The organism is Maritalea mobilis, from assembly GCF_019800885.1.
GTDB lineage: Bacteria > Pseudomonadota > Alphaproteobacteria > Rhodobacterales > Rhodobacteraceae > Roseibacterium > Roseibacterium beibuensis.
The window spans coordinates 28,371-44,213 of the sequence record NZ_JAHVKE010000002.1 but is presented as its reverse complement, the minus strand read 5'-3'; the positions used below and the strand labels follow the sequence as shown (position 1 = coordinate 44,213).

Sequence of the window (15,843 nt, the reverse complement as noted above, 5' to 3'; positions counted from 1 at the left end):
CGCCCGGTCAGGGTCAGGACATCCTTACCCCTTAACCGATTCTTCAGCCTGTCCGCGCCATGCTGCCCGCGCGTGCAGGGGCGACTGACGGAAGAGCGATGGGGTTTGGCGGCATTGATGACAGGCTCGCGCAGGAACGCCGGGCGCGCCTTCAGGCCGAGCGCCTGCTCGCCCTGCGGTCCGAGGAACTGTATTCCGCCAACCGCAAGCTGGCCGAACACGCGCACGCCCTGTCTCACCAGATCATCGAGCAGCGCGAGGAAAACGCCGCCTTGCGCGGCCAAAGCGAAGAGGCCGCTGCCGCGCTTGATATCGCCACTGACCGCGCCGTTCTGGCCGAGCGGCGGCTGTGGGATGCCCTGACCGCCGCCGAGGATGGATTCGCCATTTTCGACGCCGATTGCCGGCTCGTCATTGCCAACCCGGCATGGCTGGCCCCGTTCGACGGGATGACCGATGTCGCGCCCGGCGCCTCCTACGAGGCGATCCTGCGCATCGCGACCGATGAGGGGATCGTTGATTTGCAGGGCGAGGGGCCGGATGACTGGATCGACCGGATGCTGGCGCGGTGGGAAAGCGCCCCGATTCCGCAAGAGGATATCCGGCTTTTCAACGGCACCTTCATCCGCCTGATCGACAAGCGCACGCCGCAGGGCGACACGGTTTGCCTTGGCCTCGACATCACGCGCACCATTGAACGCGAGCAGGCCCTGCGCGAGGCGCGCGATGCCGCCCTTGCCGCCAGCCGCGCGAAATCGGCCTTCCTCGCCAATATGAGCCACGAAATCCGGACACCGATGAACGGCGTCGTCTCGATGGCCGAGATGCTGCGCGAAACCGGTCTGACCGAGGAGCAGGCGCTTTACGCCGAGACGATTCGCAATTCCGGCGAGGCGCTTCTCGTGATCATCAACGACATTCTCGACTACTCGAAGATCGAGGCGGGCAAGATGGTGCTGCATCGTGACGCCTTCGACCTGCCCGCGATGATCTACGAGATCTTCCGCCTGCTGCGCCCCACGATCGCGGGGCGCGATCTGGATCTTCGGCTCGACTATGACCTGTTCCTGCCCGACCGCATCATCGGGGATCGCGGGCGCGTGCGGCAGGTGCTGACGAACCTGATCGGTAACGCGGTGAAGTTCACCGAGGCCGGGCATGTGATCGTGCGCGTCGTGGGCGACCCGCCACCGCCCGCCGGAACCAGCCCCAGTCATCTGACCCTGCGCGTGGTGGTCGAGGATACCGGCATCGGCATCGCGCCCGACATGCAGAAGCACGTGTTCGGAGAATTCAACCAGGTCGAGGATCAGGCCAACCGCCGCCATGACGGCACGGGCCTTGGCCTCGCGATCTCTTACCGGCTGGTGAAGATGATGGGGGGCGAGATGTGGCTGGACTCGACCCTTTGCCAAGGCTCTGCCTTCGGGTTCCGCATCAGTTTCGATGTCGACCCCAAGGCGGTCGGCGACCCGGTGCCGCCTCTGCCCGACGGAACCGGCCCCGTCTACCTCGTCGGCGACGGTGGAGAGGTTGCGCATGCAATCGGCGCAAAGCTGGCGCGGCTCAGGGCCGACATGCACCACGTGTCATCCCTGCCGCCCGCTGACGAATGCGCCGGTGCATCGGCATTCATCTGGACGCAGCCGCCCGGCGATCCGCCCAAAACACGGGCTGCCCTGCAAGCGGCGGGCATGTCGGGCCTGACCGCGTGCCTCGTGACCGGACCCACGCCCGCTCTGCCTGACTGGCTGACCCCGCTCGAGGCGTCGATCTCATTGGGCGATCTCGCGGCCATGCTCACGATGGCCCCTTCGCCCGAGACTTCGATCCAAGCACCAGTGCCAAACCGCCGCCTCCGCGTGCTTGCGGCCGAGGATAACAAGACCAACCAGATGGTCCTGCGCGCCCTGCTGAAAACCTGCGATCTGGACCTGACGATGGTGAATGACGGGGCCGCGCTTGTGGCCGCGTATCAATCGGACCCGCCTGACCTGATTCTCACCGACATCTCCATGCCCGGCATGGACGGGACCGAGGCAACCAGGCGCATTCGCGAGATCGAGGCAAGCCGGGGCGCCCGGCCCGTCCCGATCATCGCCATGACGGCCCATGCCCTCGACGAAGACCGCCAGCGCATCCTTGCCAGCGGTCTCGACGGCTACATGACCAAGCCGCTCAGGAAAGAGGTGCTGCTGTCCAACATCGCCGCGCACCTGCCGCCGGGCTGCACCCCGGTCACGCCGCCCTAGGGCCGCCAGCGCGCAAGATCGTCACTGACCTTGATGAAGCCGGTTTCGATGCCCCGCCAGTTGCGGATCGGCCCGTGCGCAAAGGCCACGGCCTCGGGGTGTTCGGGGTCCAGTACGCCCATCGCGATCAGGATTTGCGTGATCACGGCCTCCGAGGCGCGTGTGCCGCCATCCTCGATCTTGACCGCGACGCCCATGCGCCGCTCGGGGATGATGGCGGCAAAGACCGCCTCGGCCCCGGTCTTGATGGTGGCACGCCCGCCCATCGCCTGCATCAGCCGGGTACAGGCGCGCCCTTCGCCCGCGACCAGTTCGGGGTGGGCGGCCATCGCCGTGCGCAGAGTCACCATCGCCTCGTCGCGCACCCCGCCGCCCGCGCCCGCCGCCGCATAGGCCGCAAGCGCCTTGGCAAAGGCCTTGAGCCGCGTCGCGAAATTCGGGGCCGAGCACCCGTCGATGCCGTAACCGGGACTGTCCTCGCCCGTCACCTCTTCGAAGGCGGTGCGCACGGCGACCTGAACGGGGTGGTCGATCTCAAGGTATTCCGGCCCGGCCTTCAGATGCTTGGCCACTGTCAGAAAGCCGGAATGCTTGCCCGAGCAGTTGTTGTGCATCTGGTTCGGCCCGTCATGGGCGCGAATCAGGCGGTCGCGTTCTTCGATGTCGTTGGGCCACTGGCAGCCGCAGCGCAGCGCGCCCTCGCCCAACCCCAGATCGCCCAGCCAGTCTTCGACCATGCCGCGATGCACCGCCGCCCCCTGGTGCGAGGCGCAGGCCAGAGCAAGCTGCCGTTCGCTCAGGCCCGCCTCGCGCGCCGCACCGCTTTCGAGCAGCGGCAAGGCCTGGATCATCTTGCAGGCGCTGCGCGGCAGGATCACGGCCTCTGCATCGCCCCAACTGGCCACCAACCCGGTGTCGTGATGCCAGATCGCGACATGGCCGCGATGGGTGCCTTCGTGGAACGGCCCGCGCCAGATTTCCACCAGTTCCGCGGCGTCCGTATTGGCTCGTTCCATCATGCGCGTGTCCCTCTTGTCAGCTGGCGTTCACAGAACGGCGAATTTCCGCCGCCGGGTCTTTCTCAAATCCGCGCAATCCCCTATGTTCATCCTGTGGATAAGGCGCGTGACCGGGTTAGTCCTGAACCAAAAACCTTGCGCGCGCCAGAGGCAGAGAAGGGGCTGGAGGCTCTCGTGGTCATGAAGAATACCATTGTCGGCATGGTTGCGGCGGCGGCGCTTACGTTTGGCGGGGCGGCACTGGCGCAAGAAGAAGAATCCTCGAACCGTGTGGCTGCCGAGACGGATTGGAGCGTTTTCGTCGAAGACGATCCGACCCAGTGCTGGGTCGTGTCCACCCCGCGCGAGACCCTGAACACCCGCGACGGGCGCGAAGTCTCGGTGCGCCGCGGCGAGATCCTGATGTTCGTCAGCTTCTGGCCCGGCCAGGATCGTCTGGGCGAGGTTTCGTTCACCGGTGGCTACCCCTTTGCCGACGGCTCCACCGTCACGATGCAGATCGGCGATTCGACCTTCGAGCTGTTCACCGATGGTGAAATGGCCTGGGCCGCGTCCCCGCAGGATGACCAGCGCATCATCACCGCGATGAAGCGCGGCGCCGACGCCGTCCTGACCGCGCGCTCCAGCCGGGGCACCCAGACCCAGGACACCTTCTCGCTCATGGGTTTCACCGCCGCCGTCGAGGATGCCGAGGCGCGCTGTTCGGGCTAAGCTCGGGTTTGCGAAAACGCGGCGGCCTCTATATGTGACCCTCGACCTTATCCGAGGATTCTGACCGATGACCGCCAGCGCCCCTGTCACGCAGGATGTTCTGACCATTCCGCGCAAGCTGCCCGAGGGCGGCAAACTGAACCTCGTGGGCCTGACCCGCGAGGGGCTGCGCGATGCCCTGATCGCCGCAGGCACCCCCGAGAAACAGGCGCGCATGCGCACCGGGCAGATCTGGCAATGGATCTACCAGAAGGGCGCGCGCGAGTTCGGCGCAATGACGAACCTGTCCAAGGACTATCGCGCGCAGCTCGATGAGCATTTCACCATCGCGGTGCCCGAGATCGTCTCGAAACAGGTCAGCCTGGATGGCACGCGCAAATACCTGATGCGCATCGCCGGCGGCCACGAGGTCGAGGTTGTCTACATCCCCGAGGAAGATCGCGGCACGCTGTGTATCTCGTCGCAAGTGGGCTGCACGCTGACCTGCACCTTCTGCCACACCGGCACGCAGAAACTGGTCCGCAACCTGACCGCGGGCGAGGTGATCGGCCAGGTCATGGTGGCCCGCGACGACCTCGATGAATGGCCCCGCCCCGGGGAGGGCTCGGGCGAACGCCCGCGCCTGATCTCGAACATCGTGCTGATGGGCATGGGTGAGCCGCTCTACAATTTCGAGAACGTGCGCGACGCGATGAAGATCGCGATGGACGGCGAAGGCATCGCCATTTCCCGCCGCCGCATCACGCTGTCCACTTCGGGCGTCGTACCCGCGATCGCCAAGACCGCCGAAGAGATCGGCTGCATGCTGGCCGTGTCCTTCCACGCCACGACGGACGAGGTGCGCGATGTCCTCGTGCCGATCAACAAGAAGTGGCGAATCAAGAAGCTGCTGGAGGCGCTGCGCGAGTATCCCAAGGCATCCAATTCCGAGCGGATCACCTTCGAATACGTGATGCTGAAGGATGTGAACGACAGCGACGAGGATGCGCGCCGCCTGGTCAAGCTGATCGCGGGCATTCCGGCCAAGATCAACCTGATCCCCTTCAACGAATGGCCCGGCGCGCCCTACCAGCGCTCGGACTGGGACCGGATCGAGAAATTCGCCGACATCATCTACAAGGCCGGCTACGCCAGCCCGATCCGCACCCCGCGCGGCGAAGATATCATGGCCGCCTGCGGGCAGTTGAAATCTGCCACCGAACGCGGCCGCAAGTCCAAGGCCGAGATCGAGGCCGAAACCGGCATCTGACAATATCCACCCAGACAGCGAAAAGCCGCCCTGCGAGGGGCGGCTTTTTCATGGGGACGCCGTGCATCTGCACGATCCTGAAAAGAGAAAAGGCGGCCCGCCGAAGCGACCCGCCTTTCCAATCACGTCTGATCCGTTGGGATCAGTTGTGGTGCAGAGCAGCTGCGATCAGGATCAGAGCGATCACCGGAACGATGATGCCGCCTGCCGAGCTGGACGTGTCTTCAACGATCACGACGGGCTCAACAACGGTCGGTTCAACGTAGCCGCCGGCGAACGCACCAGTGGCGACGACCGACAGAGCAGCAGCGAGAGCGAGTTTCTTCATAGTATCCTCCAAGATACGCCCCTTTTTGCGCGACATGCACAGGTTCAGGGCACCCAAGACTGTACCTCGTATCCGTGTTTAAGCAGCAATGCCTTACGATTGCAACGCCGCTTGAAATTCGCGCGCAGCAGGATTCCGAACGTGTCGTCATATTGGCAACACATGCGGGTCCTGACGAACGGAATCGACTCAGACCGAAGCCATGGTTCACACATAGAGGTGCAACGTGGCCGGAGCGATTGGGTTGCATTGCCCCTGCGACAAGCGCTGGCCGGCTGCGACATTTATGCCACGGGCTTTTCCGGGGCGGGCGACCAACCCGACCCGATCATTTACGAAATCTAAAGGATTTTGCCTTAAATCCTTGGCGCATGACACGCTGACAGGTCCTCATGGCGAGTGCTGCGATTCTTCCGGCGCTCGGATCTTGCGGGCTGTCCGGTGCCCATCCCCAGACCGCCCCATACCTTGGGGCCGCCCCTCGGGCGCGCGATGATGCGAGCCGCCAGCGGCTTTCCTTGCTTTCCGCGCTCAATGCGCGCCGCAGCGCGGCTGATCTGCCGAATCTCACCCTTTCGCCAACGCTCGACTGCGCCGCGCTGGCCCATGCGCGCGATCTATCTGGACAGGGCCAGACCGGGCATCGCGGCACCGATGGCAGCCTGCCGACCCAGCGCGCCGCCCGAACTGGATATGCCGGGCGCCTGTTGGGTGAGGTCGTGGCGCGCTCGACCTCCGGGGCGGGCGCCATCCTGTCCGACTGGCTGGCGGAGCCCGATACCGCCGCGGTTCTGCTCGACCCGGTGGCCGAGGATGCGGGGCTGGCCCTTCATGTCGACGCGGTCGGCATGGGCTGGTGGGTCGTGATGACCGGAACCGGGGGAATTACGGATGAATGATGATCGGCGTGCCGTCTTCGACCATGGCGTAGATGCGCCGCATTTCGCGATTCGTCACCGCGATGCAGCCCGCCGTCCAATCCTCGTCGCCGCGGAATTCCCGTGGCGTGCCATGGATGAAGATATCGCCCCCGGGGCTGACGCCGGCCTCTTCGGCGGCGGCGATGTCGTCCGCGTTGGGATAGCTGATGCCGATGGACAGGTAGTATTCGCTGTCGGGGTTGCGCCGGTCGATGACGTATTCGCCTTCGGGCGTGCGCCCGTCGCCTTCCTGCGCCTTGTGCCCTTCGGGTGCGAAACCCAGCTCGATCGGCATCGCCTCAAGGATTTCCTCGTGGTGATAGAGCACCAGGAACCGCTCGGATTTATGCACCTCGACCCGCGTCACCTCGGGGCCGTCATACTCCATGAACCGCGAGCATCCCGCGCCAAGCGCAAGAAACAGGCCGAGGCAGAGGATCAAAAGGGCGCGCATGGCCGGAACCTTCCTGACGGGAACTATCGCGGAAATACACGGCGGCGCGGTGCGCGGCTAGAGGTTGCCGTCCGTCTCGGCAGAAAGCAGCGCGGCCAGCCCCTCGCGGTAGGTCGGGTAACGCAGGCGCACGCCCAACTCGTCCTTGATACGGTCGTTCCGCACGCGCTTGCTCTCGGCGTAAAAACTGCGCGCCATCGGGCCAAGCTCGGCCTCGTCGAAGGGGATGGCTTCGGGCACCGGCAGGCCCAGCAGTTCGGCGGCATGGGCGATGACATCCTGCGGCGGCGCCGGGTCATCGTCGCAGACATTATAGGCCGCGCCGGGATTGGGCCGGTGAATCGAGGCCAGCAGCACCTGCGCGATATCCTCGACATGGGTGCGGCTGAAGACCTGCCCCTCCTTGATGATGCGCCGCGCCGTGCCGTTGCGCACCTTGGCGAAGGGGCCGCGCCCCGGTCCGTAGATGCCCGCCAGCCGGAAGATATGAAGCGGCAGGCCATGGTCGCGGTACAGGTCCATCCACGCCGTTTCGGCGGCGATCCGGGCCTGTCCGCGCCTTGTGGACCCCGTCAGCGGCGTCGATTCGTCGACCCATCCGCCATCATGGTCGCCGTAGACGCCGGTCGTCGACAGGTAGCCGACCCAGTCCAATCGCGGCGCGGCTTCGACCAGCGCGTCGCGCATGCGCGCGACCACGATATCCTCGCCCTCGACCGGGGGAATCGACACCAGCACATGCGTGGCCTCGGCCAGTTCGGCGGCGATCTTGTCTTCCTCGCCGGGAAAAAGCGCGCCGAGGATCGACGTGCCGCGCCACTGATCGAGCGTCTCCTGTGAGCGCGTGGTTGCAAACACCCGCGTATCGTCGGGCAGAAGGCGCAGCAGCGCCTTTGCGGAATATCCCAGGCCGAATACGATCAGGCGCATTGCAATCTCTCCACTGCCCACCGGGCCGCGTCCGCCACGGCCGGGTCGGGGTCATTCATCAAACCCTGCGCCACCGGACGCAACCGGGCCTCGCCCGAATTCCCGATGGCATACAGCACGTTCCGCACGAAACGGTCCCGCCCGATCCGCTTGATCGGACTGCCGGAGAACATCGCGCGAAAACCGGCGTCGTCCAGCCCGGCCAACTCCTCCAGCCGGGGCGACAGGAAATCGGGCCGCGCGGCGTAGCGCATTTCGGTCGCCTCGACCGCGAACTTGTTCCACGGGCAGGCAGCAAGACAATCGTCGCAGCCATAGATCCGGTTGCCGAGGCCGGGGCGCAGCTCGGGGTCGACCGGGCCTTTGTGCTCGATCGTCAGGTAGGAAATGCAGCGCCGCGCATCGAGTTGGAACGGCGCGGGGAAGGCGCGCGTCGGGCAGATGTCGAGGCAGGCGGTGCAGCTTCCGCAATGCTCCCGCTCGGGCGGGTCGGGCGCGATCTCGACGGTGGTGAAGATCGCGCCAAGAAAGAACCAGTTGCCCAGATCCCGCGACAGAAGGTTCGTGTGTTTGCCCTGCCAGCCCAGGCCAGCGGCTTGGGCCAAGGGCTTTTCCATCACCGGCGCGGTGTCGACGAAGACCTTGATCTCGTGTCCCGGCGCCTGGTCCAGCAGCCAGCGGCCGACGCGCTTGAGGCGCTTTTTCACAAGGTCATGGTAGTCGCGGTTCTGCGCGTAAACGCTGATGGTCGCGCGGTCGTGGCGCGTGATGGCCTCCAACGGGTCGCTTTCGGGCGTGTAGGGCTCGGCCAGCATGATGACCGAGCGCGCCTCGGGCCAGAGCGCCGTCGGATCGCCGCGCCAGTGCATCCGCTCGGCCATCCAGCCCATCTGCCCGTGCCGCCCCTTGGCCACGAACTCCGCCAAGCGGCCGGCGGCCTGCGGGATGGCGTCGGGCCGGCACACGCCCATCCGTGCGAAGCCCGCCGCGCGGGCCTCGGTCTGCAGGGCGGTCTTCAGATCGGTCAAAAGTCGAGATTCGCGTAATGCGGCGGTTGGATGAAGCCCGAGATCTGGTCGGCCAGGATCGACCGGAAGGCCGGGCGCGATTTCATCGTCGCGTACCAGTCCTTGACCGCGGGCGACAGGTTCCAGTCCACGTCCGAGATGTAGTCGAGGCAGGACAGGTGCGCCGCGGCCGTGAAATCGGCCAGCGTCATGCGGTCCCCCGCCAGCCAGCGGCGATGATCCAGAAGCCATTCCATGTAGCTCAGGTGGAACTTGATGTTCGCTGCCCCCGCCTTGACCGCGCGCCCATCCGGGTAGCCGCCGCGCATGATCTTCTTGTTCACGCGCTCGTAGACGAGGTTTTTCGTCACCTCGTGGTGGAACTTGTCATCGAACCACGCCACCAGCCGCCGCACCTCGGCGCGTTCGGCGGGCGCGCTGGGCATCAGGGCCGGTTCGGGATGTGTCTCCTCGATGTATTCGCAGATGGCCTGCGACTCGGACAGGTTCATGCCGTCGATCTTGAGGATGGGCACCTTGCCCGCCGGGTTGCGGCGCAGGAACTCGGTCTTGGGTTCCCAGTATTTTTCCTCGACCAGTTCAACGTCGATCTTCTTTTCAGCCAGGACAAGACGCACCTTCCGGCAGAAGGGCGAGAGGGCGAAGTGATAAAGGCGAACCATGATTGCTCGGGAAACCGGGTTGGGATTGCCCATCGTCTTTGCAGAAATCCGCACGGTTTTTCAATTCGCAAAGCACGCGTCGCGCCCATCGGCGCGGATCGTCGCCGCCCCGTCGCGAATGGCGGCGGCTCTCCGCTCGACCCAGGCCGAGGGGGCGGAGGCATCGCGCTCGGCCGGGTTGGGCAGGACGGCGGCCAAAAGCGCGGCCTGCCGTGGTGAGAGATCGGCGGCGGAGATGCCGAAATGATGCCGGGCAGCGGCCTCGGCCCCGAAGACACCGGGCGCGAACTCGGCCACGTTCAGATAGACCTCCAGCACCCGGCGCTTGGGCCAGAGGGCCTCCATCACCGGGGTGATCACAGCCTCGAGCGCTTTGCGCAGCCAGGATCGCCCGTGCCAGAGAAACGCGTTCTTCACGACCTGCTGGCTGATGGTGGAGCCGCCGCGCGCTGCCCCTTCGTCGATGGCCGCGCGGATCGCGTCCATGTCGAAGCCCCAATGCAGGCAGAAATTCGCATCCTCGGCGGCGACGGCAGCGCGTTGCAGGTTTTCCGAAATCTCTTCCATCGGGACCCACGCGTATTCCGCGCCCCCAAGCCGCCGCGACTCGGTGAAGATGTAGGGCGTCGTGGGCGGGGGCATGACGGCATAAAGCCCGACCCAGGCGAGGATCACAGCGACCGAGGCCAGCATGGCACGCGCCAACCAGCGCCGCAGCCAACGCGCTGCTCGCCTTGTCCGCGACACGCGCGGGGTCACGGTTTTCCTGCGGGTTCGTTTCGCCATCTCGCCTGCCTGCCGGGGGCTCTTTGCCCTCTTGTGCGGGCACGATAGCGGCAAGTGCGGCGCAAACAAAGGCGTCGGCGCGACAATCGCTTGTCAGCGCGCCGATCCGCCCGCAGGGTTTGCCCCATGACACATGGATACGAGTCCGGCCGCCTGAACCTGCCCTTTGTCGGCATCGCCACTTTCGGCAAATACCCCTACCAGCCCGATTGGGAGGGGCTTCAGGCCGATGTCGCCATTCTTGGCGCCCCGTTCGATTTCGGCACGCAATGGCGGTCCGGCGCGCGCTTTGGGCCCCGCGCGATCCGCGAGGCCTCGACGCTCTTCGCCTTTGGCCATGCCGGGGCCTATGACCACGAGGATGATGTCACCTATCTCGGGCCGGGGACGCGGATCGTCGATATGGGCGATGCCGATATCGTCCATACCGATACCGAGGGTAGCCACGCGAATATCGAGGCCGCAGTGCGTGCGATCCGCGCTGCGGGCGCTTTGCCCGTGGTGCTGGGGGGCGATCATTCGATCAATATCCCCTGCATTCGCGCCTTCGACGACCATGGGCCGATCCATATCGTGCAGATCGACGCGCATCTCGATTTCGTGGATGAGCGGCATGGCGTCCGGCACGGGCATGGCAACCCGATGCGCCGCGCGGCGGAACAGGACCACGTCACGGGGCTAAGCCAGTTCGGCATTCGCAACGTCTCGTCCACCGCGAAAGAGGGGTATGACGCCGCTCGCGCGATGGGGTCCGACATCCTGTCGGTGCGTCAGATCCGCAAGCTGGGGGTCGAGGCCGTTGCCAAGCGGGTGCCGGAGGGTGTGGACCTCTACCTGACCATAGATATCGACGGATTCGATCCGTCCATCGCACCGGGCACGGGCACGCCCAGCCATGGCGGGTTCCTCTATTACGAGGTTCTGGAACTGCTGGCGATCCTGGCCAGGCGCAACCGCATCGTCGGTGTCGATCTGGTCGAAGTTGCGCCGGATTACGACCGCACGGGTACGACCGCGATCCTGGCGGCGCAACTTCTGCTGAACCTGATCGGGCGCATCCTGCACGCCCGCAACGCCTGAGCCATCACTGCGCGTAGTCGGGTTCCTCGGCATCCAGCATGGCGCGCATCCCGGCAAGGAATTCGGCCTCGGCCTTCGTGTCGCCCTCCTGCTGCTGCGCGGTCAGCTCGGCCACGTCGGGCGAAAGCTCCCGCAAGGGGCGGCCGGTTTGCAGGGCAAGGATGTAGGTCCGCGCCGCGCGCTCGAAATAGTACATGCGCATGAAGGTCTCGGCGACGGTCTCGCCGATCACCAGGACGCCGTGGTTGCCCATGATCATCGTGCGCACGCTCGGGTCCTGGAACAGGCGGGCACAGCGCGTGCCTTCTTCTTCCAGCGCAAGGCCGCCATAGGCCTCGTCCACCACCTGCCGGTTGTAGAAAATGGCCGAGGACTGGTCGATCGGCGGCAGGCGACTGTCGGCGAGGCTGGCGAGAACCGTGGCATAGGTCGAATGCACATGCATGGCGCAGCGGGCATGGGGCACATGGCGATGCAGGCTGGCATGCAGGCCCCAGGCCGTCGGGTCGGGCGCATCGGGGCCTTTCGCGCTGTCGGGGTCGTTGGCGTCGATCACCCAAAGGTCCGAGGCGCGCATCCGGCTGAAATGCTTCTTCGGGTTGATCAGGAACTCGGTCCCGTCGCCGTTCACCGCCAGCGAGAAATGGTTGGCGATCCCCTCGTGCATGTTCTCGCGCGCGGTCAGGCGAAAGGCGGCGGCAAGCTCGGCGCGGGCGGTGGCGTGATCCATATCGGGGCTCCTTCGGTCGATCGCGGCCACCCTAGCGGACGCCCCGGTGGGAACAAGGCGAACTGCCTCGAATGCTGTTGCGCGGTCACGAACGATCCGCGCAATTTCCCGTCTTTGAACAAGGCGTGACCCCAATCGCGCCCCATTTCACGATCAATGTGCATCCTGAGCAGCAAGTATGCAGGTGTAACGCATCATGGATCGTTTGACGGAAATGGAAGCCTTCGCCACGGTCGTGGATCAGGGCGGCTTCACGGATGCCGCCCGAAAGCTGGGCATTTCGAAATCCGCGGTCTCGAAACACGTTTCGAGCCTCGAAGCACGTCTTGGCGCGCGCCTTTTGAACCGCACGACACGGCGGGTCAGCCCCACGGAAATTGGCCTAGCCTATTACGACCGGGCGCGCCGTGTCCTCAACGATGCCGGAGAGGCAGACGCGCTTGTCACCGCAATGCAATCGGCGCCCTCGGGCACGCTGCGCGTCTCCATCGCGACCGATTTCGGGGTGAACCATGTCTCACCGATCCTCGGCAAGTTCCTGAACGAATACCCCGAGATCACCGTGAACATGGTGCTGAACAACCGCTATGTCGAGTTGATCTCGGAAGGGTTCGACATGGCGATCCGCGTGGGCGAGCTGGAAGACAGCAGCCTGCGCGCGCGCAAGATCTGCGAAACCACCCGCCGCATGATCGCCTCGCCCGAGTATTTCGCGCGCTACGGCCGCCCCGAGAAAATCGACGATCTGAACGAACACAAGCTGCTGCATTACTCGAACTCGTCGTCCAGCAATGTCTGGAAGATCACCGCGCCCTCGGGCGAGCAGCGCCAGGTGCGCACCGGTGGCTGGCTGACGGTGAACGACGGTCAATCCCTGCTGAACGCCGCGGTCGGCGGCCTTGGCATCGCCTACTTGCCCAGCTTCCTTTACGCGGAGCCCATGCGCGAGGGTCTGCTCGAAGATGTGATCCCCGATCTGCCGGTGGATGTGCAGGGGATCTACGCCGTCTATCCGCCGGGCCGGTTCATCCAGCCCAAGGTGCGATCCTTCATCGATTTCCTTGTGACGGCCTTCAAGGACAAGGGGCCGACCGACTGGTAAGCCCGCCCGCCGTATTACCCTTCGTGCCAGCGCCTGCGTCATGCAGCGCGCCGACTATTCCCCCGGTGATGGCCGATCCATCCCGGGGGATTTTTTCTGATGCGTAGGAAACCGCCTTAGCCCGGGGTCGTCAGCACGACCTCAACCCGCCGGTTCGCCTCGCGGCCTTCGTCCGTGTCATTGGCGGCGCGCGGCGCGAGAAAGCCGATCCCCGCGGCGCTGACCTGTTCGGGCGACACGCCAAGGCGGTCGATCAGGTGGCCGCGCACGGCCTCGGCCCGCGCCTCGCTCAGTGCGATGTTGCCCTCCAGCGACCCTTGCGCGTCCGTGTGCCCGACAAGGACGATCTGCCGTGTCGGGTCACCGGCCAGAAACCGGGCCAGCTCGGCAAGCGAGGCATAATCCGCCCCCGACAATTCCGACGCGCCCGTCTGGAAACTCAGGTCATCCAGCGGGGCCGAGCCGTGGATCAGCAGGCGGTCGATCAACCCCAAATCCTCCGCCGCAGGGGCCGTGGGCGCGCTCGCCTCCGGCGCGCGGCTGGAGCCTGTAACCGGCGCGGCGGTCTGGTCGGCCGGGGTGACAAGGGTCAGGTGCAGGTAGGCCGTTTGCCCGCCGCGCGAGACCACCACGGCCACGCGGTCGCGCGCCCCATCGTCGCCATCGCGATCCGCGGCGATATAGCGGAAATCGCCCAAATCCACGTGCATCGTGGGGGCCTCGCCGACCGAGATCGCGTTGCGGAAATCGAACCCGCCGCAGGCCCGGTCCGCGCAGGCAAAGGTGATGCGGTAGCCCTGCGCCTCAAGCTGTTCAGCCAGGGCAGTGGCCAGTTGCGCGCTGCTATCGGTGGCGGCATTCGGCACATGCCAGGTGAAGCCCTGGACGACACCCTGGGCCAGGTCCGTGGGCACCTGCCCGTCCGCGAAAGGCCCCGTCGCAATGGCGTGATCCCCCGGCGTGGCCGGATCGGTCGCCACCAGCTCCGCCCCCGGCGGCAGATCGAGGTCGAGCGCAGACGCTGCCCCGGCGCAAAACACCGCGGCGCACATCAGGCTCAGGGGGGCGCAAAGGCCGCGTTTTCTGCGGCCAAGGGTGATCATTTTCAGGCTGTCTCGCCGCTTTTCACTCGATAGTGGTACTGTCCCACAGGATTCATCCCCAAGGAAGCGTAAAGCCCCAGGGCCGGCGAATTCTTGCGCGTGACAAGAACGGCGAAGGTCTCCGCGCCCTGCTCGGCGGCCCAATGCGCCGCCGCCCGCATCATGTGTCCGGCCAACCCCTGCCGCCGCGCGCGGGGCAGAACCTCCAGCGCGTGCAGCATGGCGACGCCGTCCGAGATGGCCACAAAGGCCGTGCCCGCGGGCCGGTCGCCAATGCGCCCGAAAAGGCTGGTCTTGGCACCATCGGCCCGGTGCATCACGGCCAGACGCGAGGGGCCGATGCCCCCCTCGGCCCAGATCTCCTCCTGCACGGCGAGGGGCGGCCAGATGTCGAAACAGGTGACGCGCGGCGGCGGCGCGGCCATCTCGCCCGCGGCGATGGCAAGGGCGACGGTCTCGTCGCGGGTGGTGTAGCCCTCGGCCTCTAGCACGGCATCAAGGCCGGTCTGGTGTCCCGGCACCATGAACAGCGCTTCCTGCCCGATGGCGCGCTGCGCGTCGGCCACGACGGCGATCTGTGCGGGCGTCACCTCCGATCCGTCCGAGGTCGCGTCCGCCAAGCGCGCGGCGGACACGCGGTTGCCGCCCCCGCCGCCATGCGCCACCTTGAACGGCCCCACGGCCTCGACCCGCTCGGGCGGCCATGTCTCGGCGATGACGCGCGCCAGCCGCTCGGGCGGCAGGGCCACGCTCACCGCGTCTCTCCGAACAGGGCGGAAAGCTCCTGCATCACGGCATCCACCGCCTGCCCGTCCTGGCTGCGCACGACAATGTTCGACCCGTGCACCCCGTCGCGGATGAATGGGTAGGACCCGATGGAAACCTCGGGGTGATCCTCGGCCAGCTGGCCCAGCCTTGCCGCGATGTCCCCCTCGCCCTGCCGCACCATCAGGCTTTGCGACAGGACCGGCGCGCCACCTGTCAGCGTGGGCAACACCCCCGCCAGCATCGCCTCGAAGATCGACGGGACGCCGGCCATCACGTGGACATTGCCAAGGGTGAACCCCGGCGCGGCGGAAATCGGGTTGTCGATCAGGGTCGCGCCGTCGGGGATCCGCGCCATGCGCAACCGGGCCTCGTTCAACTCCTGCCCACGGGCGTCGTAATGCGCCTGAAGGATCGCGCGCGCGTCGTCGCGGATGCCGATCGGGGCGCCCATCGCCTCGGCCACGGCTTCGGCGGTGATGTCGTCATGGGTCGGCCCGATCCCGCCCGAGGTGAACAGGTGGTCGTAGCGGCCCGCCAACGCCTTCACCGTTGCCACGATGGTCGCGTGATCGTCCGCGATCACCCGCGCTTCGCAGAGCGGGATGCCGTGATCGGTCAGCGCCCGGGCGAGGTGATACATGTTCGCGTCGCGGGTGCGCCCCGACAGGATCTCGTCCCCGATCACAAGCATCGCGGCGGTTGGGGATGTCATGGGCAGGCT

The 15,843-nt window shown here is 66.1% G+C and carries 17 protein-coding genes; 6 read left to right on the top strand and 11 right to left on the bottom strand.

All coding sequences use genetic code 11. The features are described 5' to 3' along the window. Window positions 1-98 precede the first annotated feature (98 nt). A complete protein-coding gene (locus KUV65_RS09005; RefSeq protein WP_222189791.1) occupies window positions 99-2,252 on the top strand; it encodes an ATP-binding protein in 2,154 nt (717 codons plus the stop codon). Here KUV65_RS09005 and KUV65_RS09000 read toward each other — a convergent pair. Further along, the gene (locus KUV65_RS09000; RefSeq protein ID WP_222189789.1) at window positions 2,249-3,271 is read right to left on the bottom strand and encodes an asparaginase; all 1,023 of its coding nucleotides are present in this window, start codon (window positions 3,269-3,271) and stop codon (window positions 2,249-2,251) included. The genes KUV65_RS09005 and KUV65_RS09000 overlap by 4 nt on opposite strands. 180 nt (window positions 3,272-3,451) lie before the next feature. Between KUV65_RS09000 and KUV65_RS08995 the strand changes: the two genes are divergently transcribed. Both KUV65_RS08995 and rlmN read left to right on the top strand, forming a co-directional pair. After that, entirely contained in the window at window positions 3,452-3,982 is a 531-nt protein-coding gene (locus KUV65_RS08995) for an invasion associated locus B family protein (RefSeq protein WP_222189787.1), read from the top strand. A 67-nt stretch (window positions 3,983-4,049) separates the two neighbouring features. After that, on the top strand, window positions 4,050-5,231 hold the full coding sequence (gene rlmN / locus KUV65_RS08990; protein WP_222189785.1) for a 23S rRNA (adenine(2503)-C(2))-methyltransferase RlmN: 1,182 nt from the start codon (window positions 4,050-4,052) through the stop codon (window positions 5,229-5,231). Window positions 5,232-5,373: 142 nt separating this feature from the next. On the opposite strand, the gene KUV65_RS08985 is transcribed toward rlmN, so the two are convergent. Continuing rightward, the gene (locus KUV65_RS08985) at window positions 5,374-5,559 is read right to left on the bottom strand and encodes a hypothetical protein (protein ID WP_222189782.1); all 186 of its coding nucleotides are present in this window, start codon (window positions 5,557-5,559) and stop codon (window positions 5,374-5,376) included. Window positions 5,560-6,077: 518 nt separating this feature from the next. On the opposite strand from KUV65_RS08985, the gene KUV65_RS08980 reads away from it, so the two are divergent. Beyond that, on the top strand, window positions 6,078-6,458 hold the full coding sequence (locus KUV65_RS08980) for a CAP domain-containing protein (RefSeq protein ID WP_222189780.1): 381 nt from the start codon (window positions 6,078-6,080) through the stop codon (window positions 6,456-6,458). Here the strand turns inward: KUV65_RS08980 and KUV65_RS08975 are convergent. From KUV65_RS08975 to mtgA, 5 genes are read right to left on the bottom strand one after another with little or no spacing between them, the layout of a single operon-like run. Then, window positions 6,445-6,933, bottom strand: a complete 489-nt coding sequence (locus KUV65_RS08975; protein WP_222189778.1) for a L,D-transpeptidase family protein — start codon at window positions 6,931-6,933, stop codon at window positions 6,445-6,447. The two genes, KUV65_RS08980 and KUV65_RS08975, sit on opposite strands and share 14 nt — an antisense overlap. 57 nt (window positions 6,934-6,990) lie before the next feature. Next, on the bottom strand, window positions 6,991-7,863 hold the full coding sequence (locus KUV65_RS08970) for an SDR family oxidoreductase (RefSeq protein ID WP_222189776.1): 873 nt from the start codon (window positions 7,861-7,863) through the stop codon (window positions 6,991-6,993). Next, window positions 7,854-8,891 carry a tRNA epoxyqueuosine(34) reductase QueG gene (queG, locus tag KUV65_RS08965; RefSeq protein WP_261331719.1) on the bottom strand — a complete coding sequence of 346 codons (1,038 nt, stop codon included), beginning with the start codon at window positions 8,889-8,891 and terminating at the stop codon, window positions 7,854-7,856. The genes KUV65_RS08970 and queG overlap by 10 nt, the downstream gene beginning before the upstream one ends. Next, on the bottom strand, window positions 8,888-9,553 hold the full coding sequence (gene fzlA, locus KUV65_RS08960; protein ID WP_222189774.1) for an FtsZ-binding protein FzlA: 666 nt from the start codon (window positions 9,551-9,553) through the stop codon (window positions 8,888-8,890). Before fzlA ends, queG begins: the two co-directional genes overlap by 4 nt. A gap of 60 nt (window positions 9,554-9,613) precedes the next feature. Continuing rightward, window positions 9,614-10,339: a monofunctional biosynthetic peptidoglycan transglycosylase gene (mtgA, locus tag KUV65_RS08955; RefSeq protein ID WP_222189772.1), complete on the bottom strand. Its 726-nt coding sequence runs from the start codon at window positions 10,337-10,339 to the stop codon at window positions 9,614-9,616. Between the two features lie 126 nt (window positions 10,340-10,465). Here mtgA and speB point away from each other — a divergent pair, with 126 nt between their 5' ends. Then, the gene (gene speB / locus KUV65_RS08950; protein ID WP_222189770.1) at window positions 10,466-11,419 is read left to right on the top strand and encodes an agmatinase; all 954 of its coding nucleotides are present in this window, start codon (window positions 10,466-10,468) and stop codon (window positions 11,417-11,419) included. A gap of 4 nt (window positions 11,420-11,423) precedes the next feature. Here the strand turns inward: speB and KUV65_RS08945 are convergent, their stop codons facing one another. Then, on the bottom strand, window positions 11,424-12,149 hold the full coding sequence (locus KUV65_RS08945) for a class II aldolase/adducin family protein (protein WP_222189767.1): 726 nt from the start codon (window positions 12,147-12,149) through the stop codon (window positions 11,424-11,426). Window positions 12,150-12,345: 196 nt separating this feature from the next. Here KUV65_RS08945 and KUV65_RS08940 point away from each other — a divergent pair, with 196 nt between their 5' ends. Continuing rightward, window positions 12,346-13,251 (top strand): LysR family transcriptional regulator, encoded by a 906-nt coding sequence (locus KUV65_RS08940; protein ID WP_222189764.1) that lies wholly within the window; start codon window positions 12,346-12,348, stop codon window positions 13,249-13,251. Between the two features lie 116 nt (window positions 13,252-13,367). Here the strand turns inward: KUV65_RS08940 and KUV65_RS08935 are convergent, their stop codons facing one another. From KUV65_RS08935 to KUV65_RS08925, 3 genes are read right to left on the bottom strand one after another with little or no spacing between them, the layout of a single operon-like run. Beyond that, a complete protein-coding gene (locus KUV65_RS08935) occupies window positions 13,368-14,303 on the bottom strand; it encodes an OmpA family protein (protein ID WP_222189761.1) in 936 nt (311 codons plus the stop codon). 53 nt (window positions 14,304-14,356) lie between these two features. Further along, window positions 14,357-15,109, bottom strand: coding sequence for a GNAT family N-acetyltransferase (locus KUV65_RS18195; RefSeq protein ID WP_222189759.1), 753 nt, complete (start codon window positions 15,107-15,109; stop codon window positions 14,357-14,359). After that, on the bottom strand, window positions 15,106-15,834 hold the full coding sequence (locus tag KUV65_RS08925) for a competence/damage-inducible protein A (protein WP_222189756.1): 729 nt from the start codon (window positions 15,832-15,834) through the stop codon (window positions 15,106-15,108). The genes KUV65_RS18195 and KUV65_RS08925 overlap by 4 nt, the downstream gene beginning before the upstream one ends. Between the last annotated feature and the right edge of the window lie 9 nt (window positions 15,835-15,843).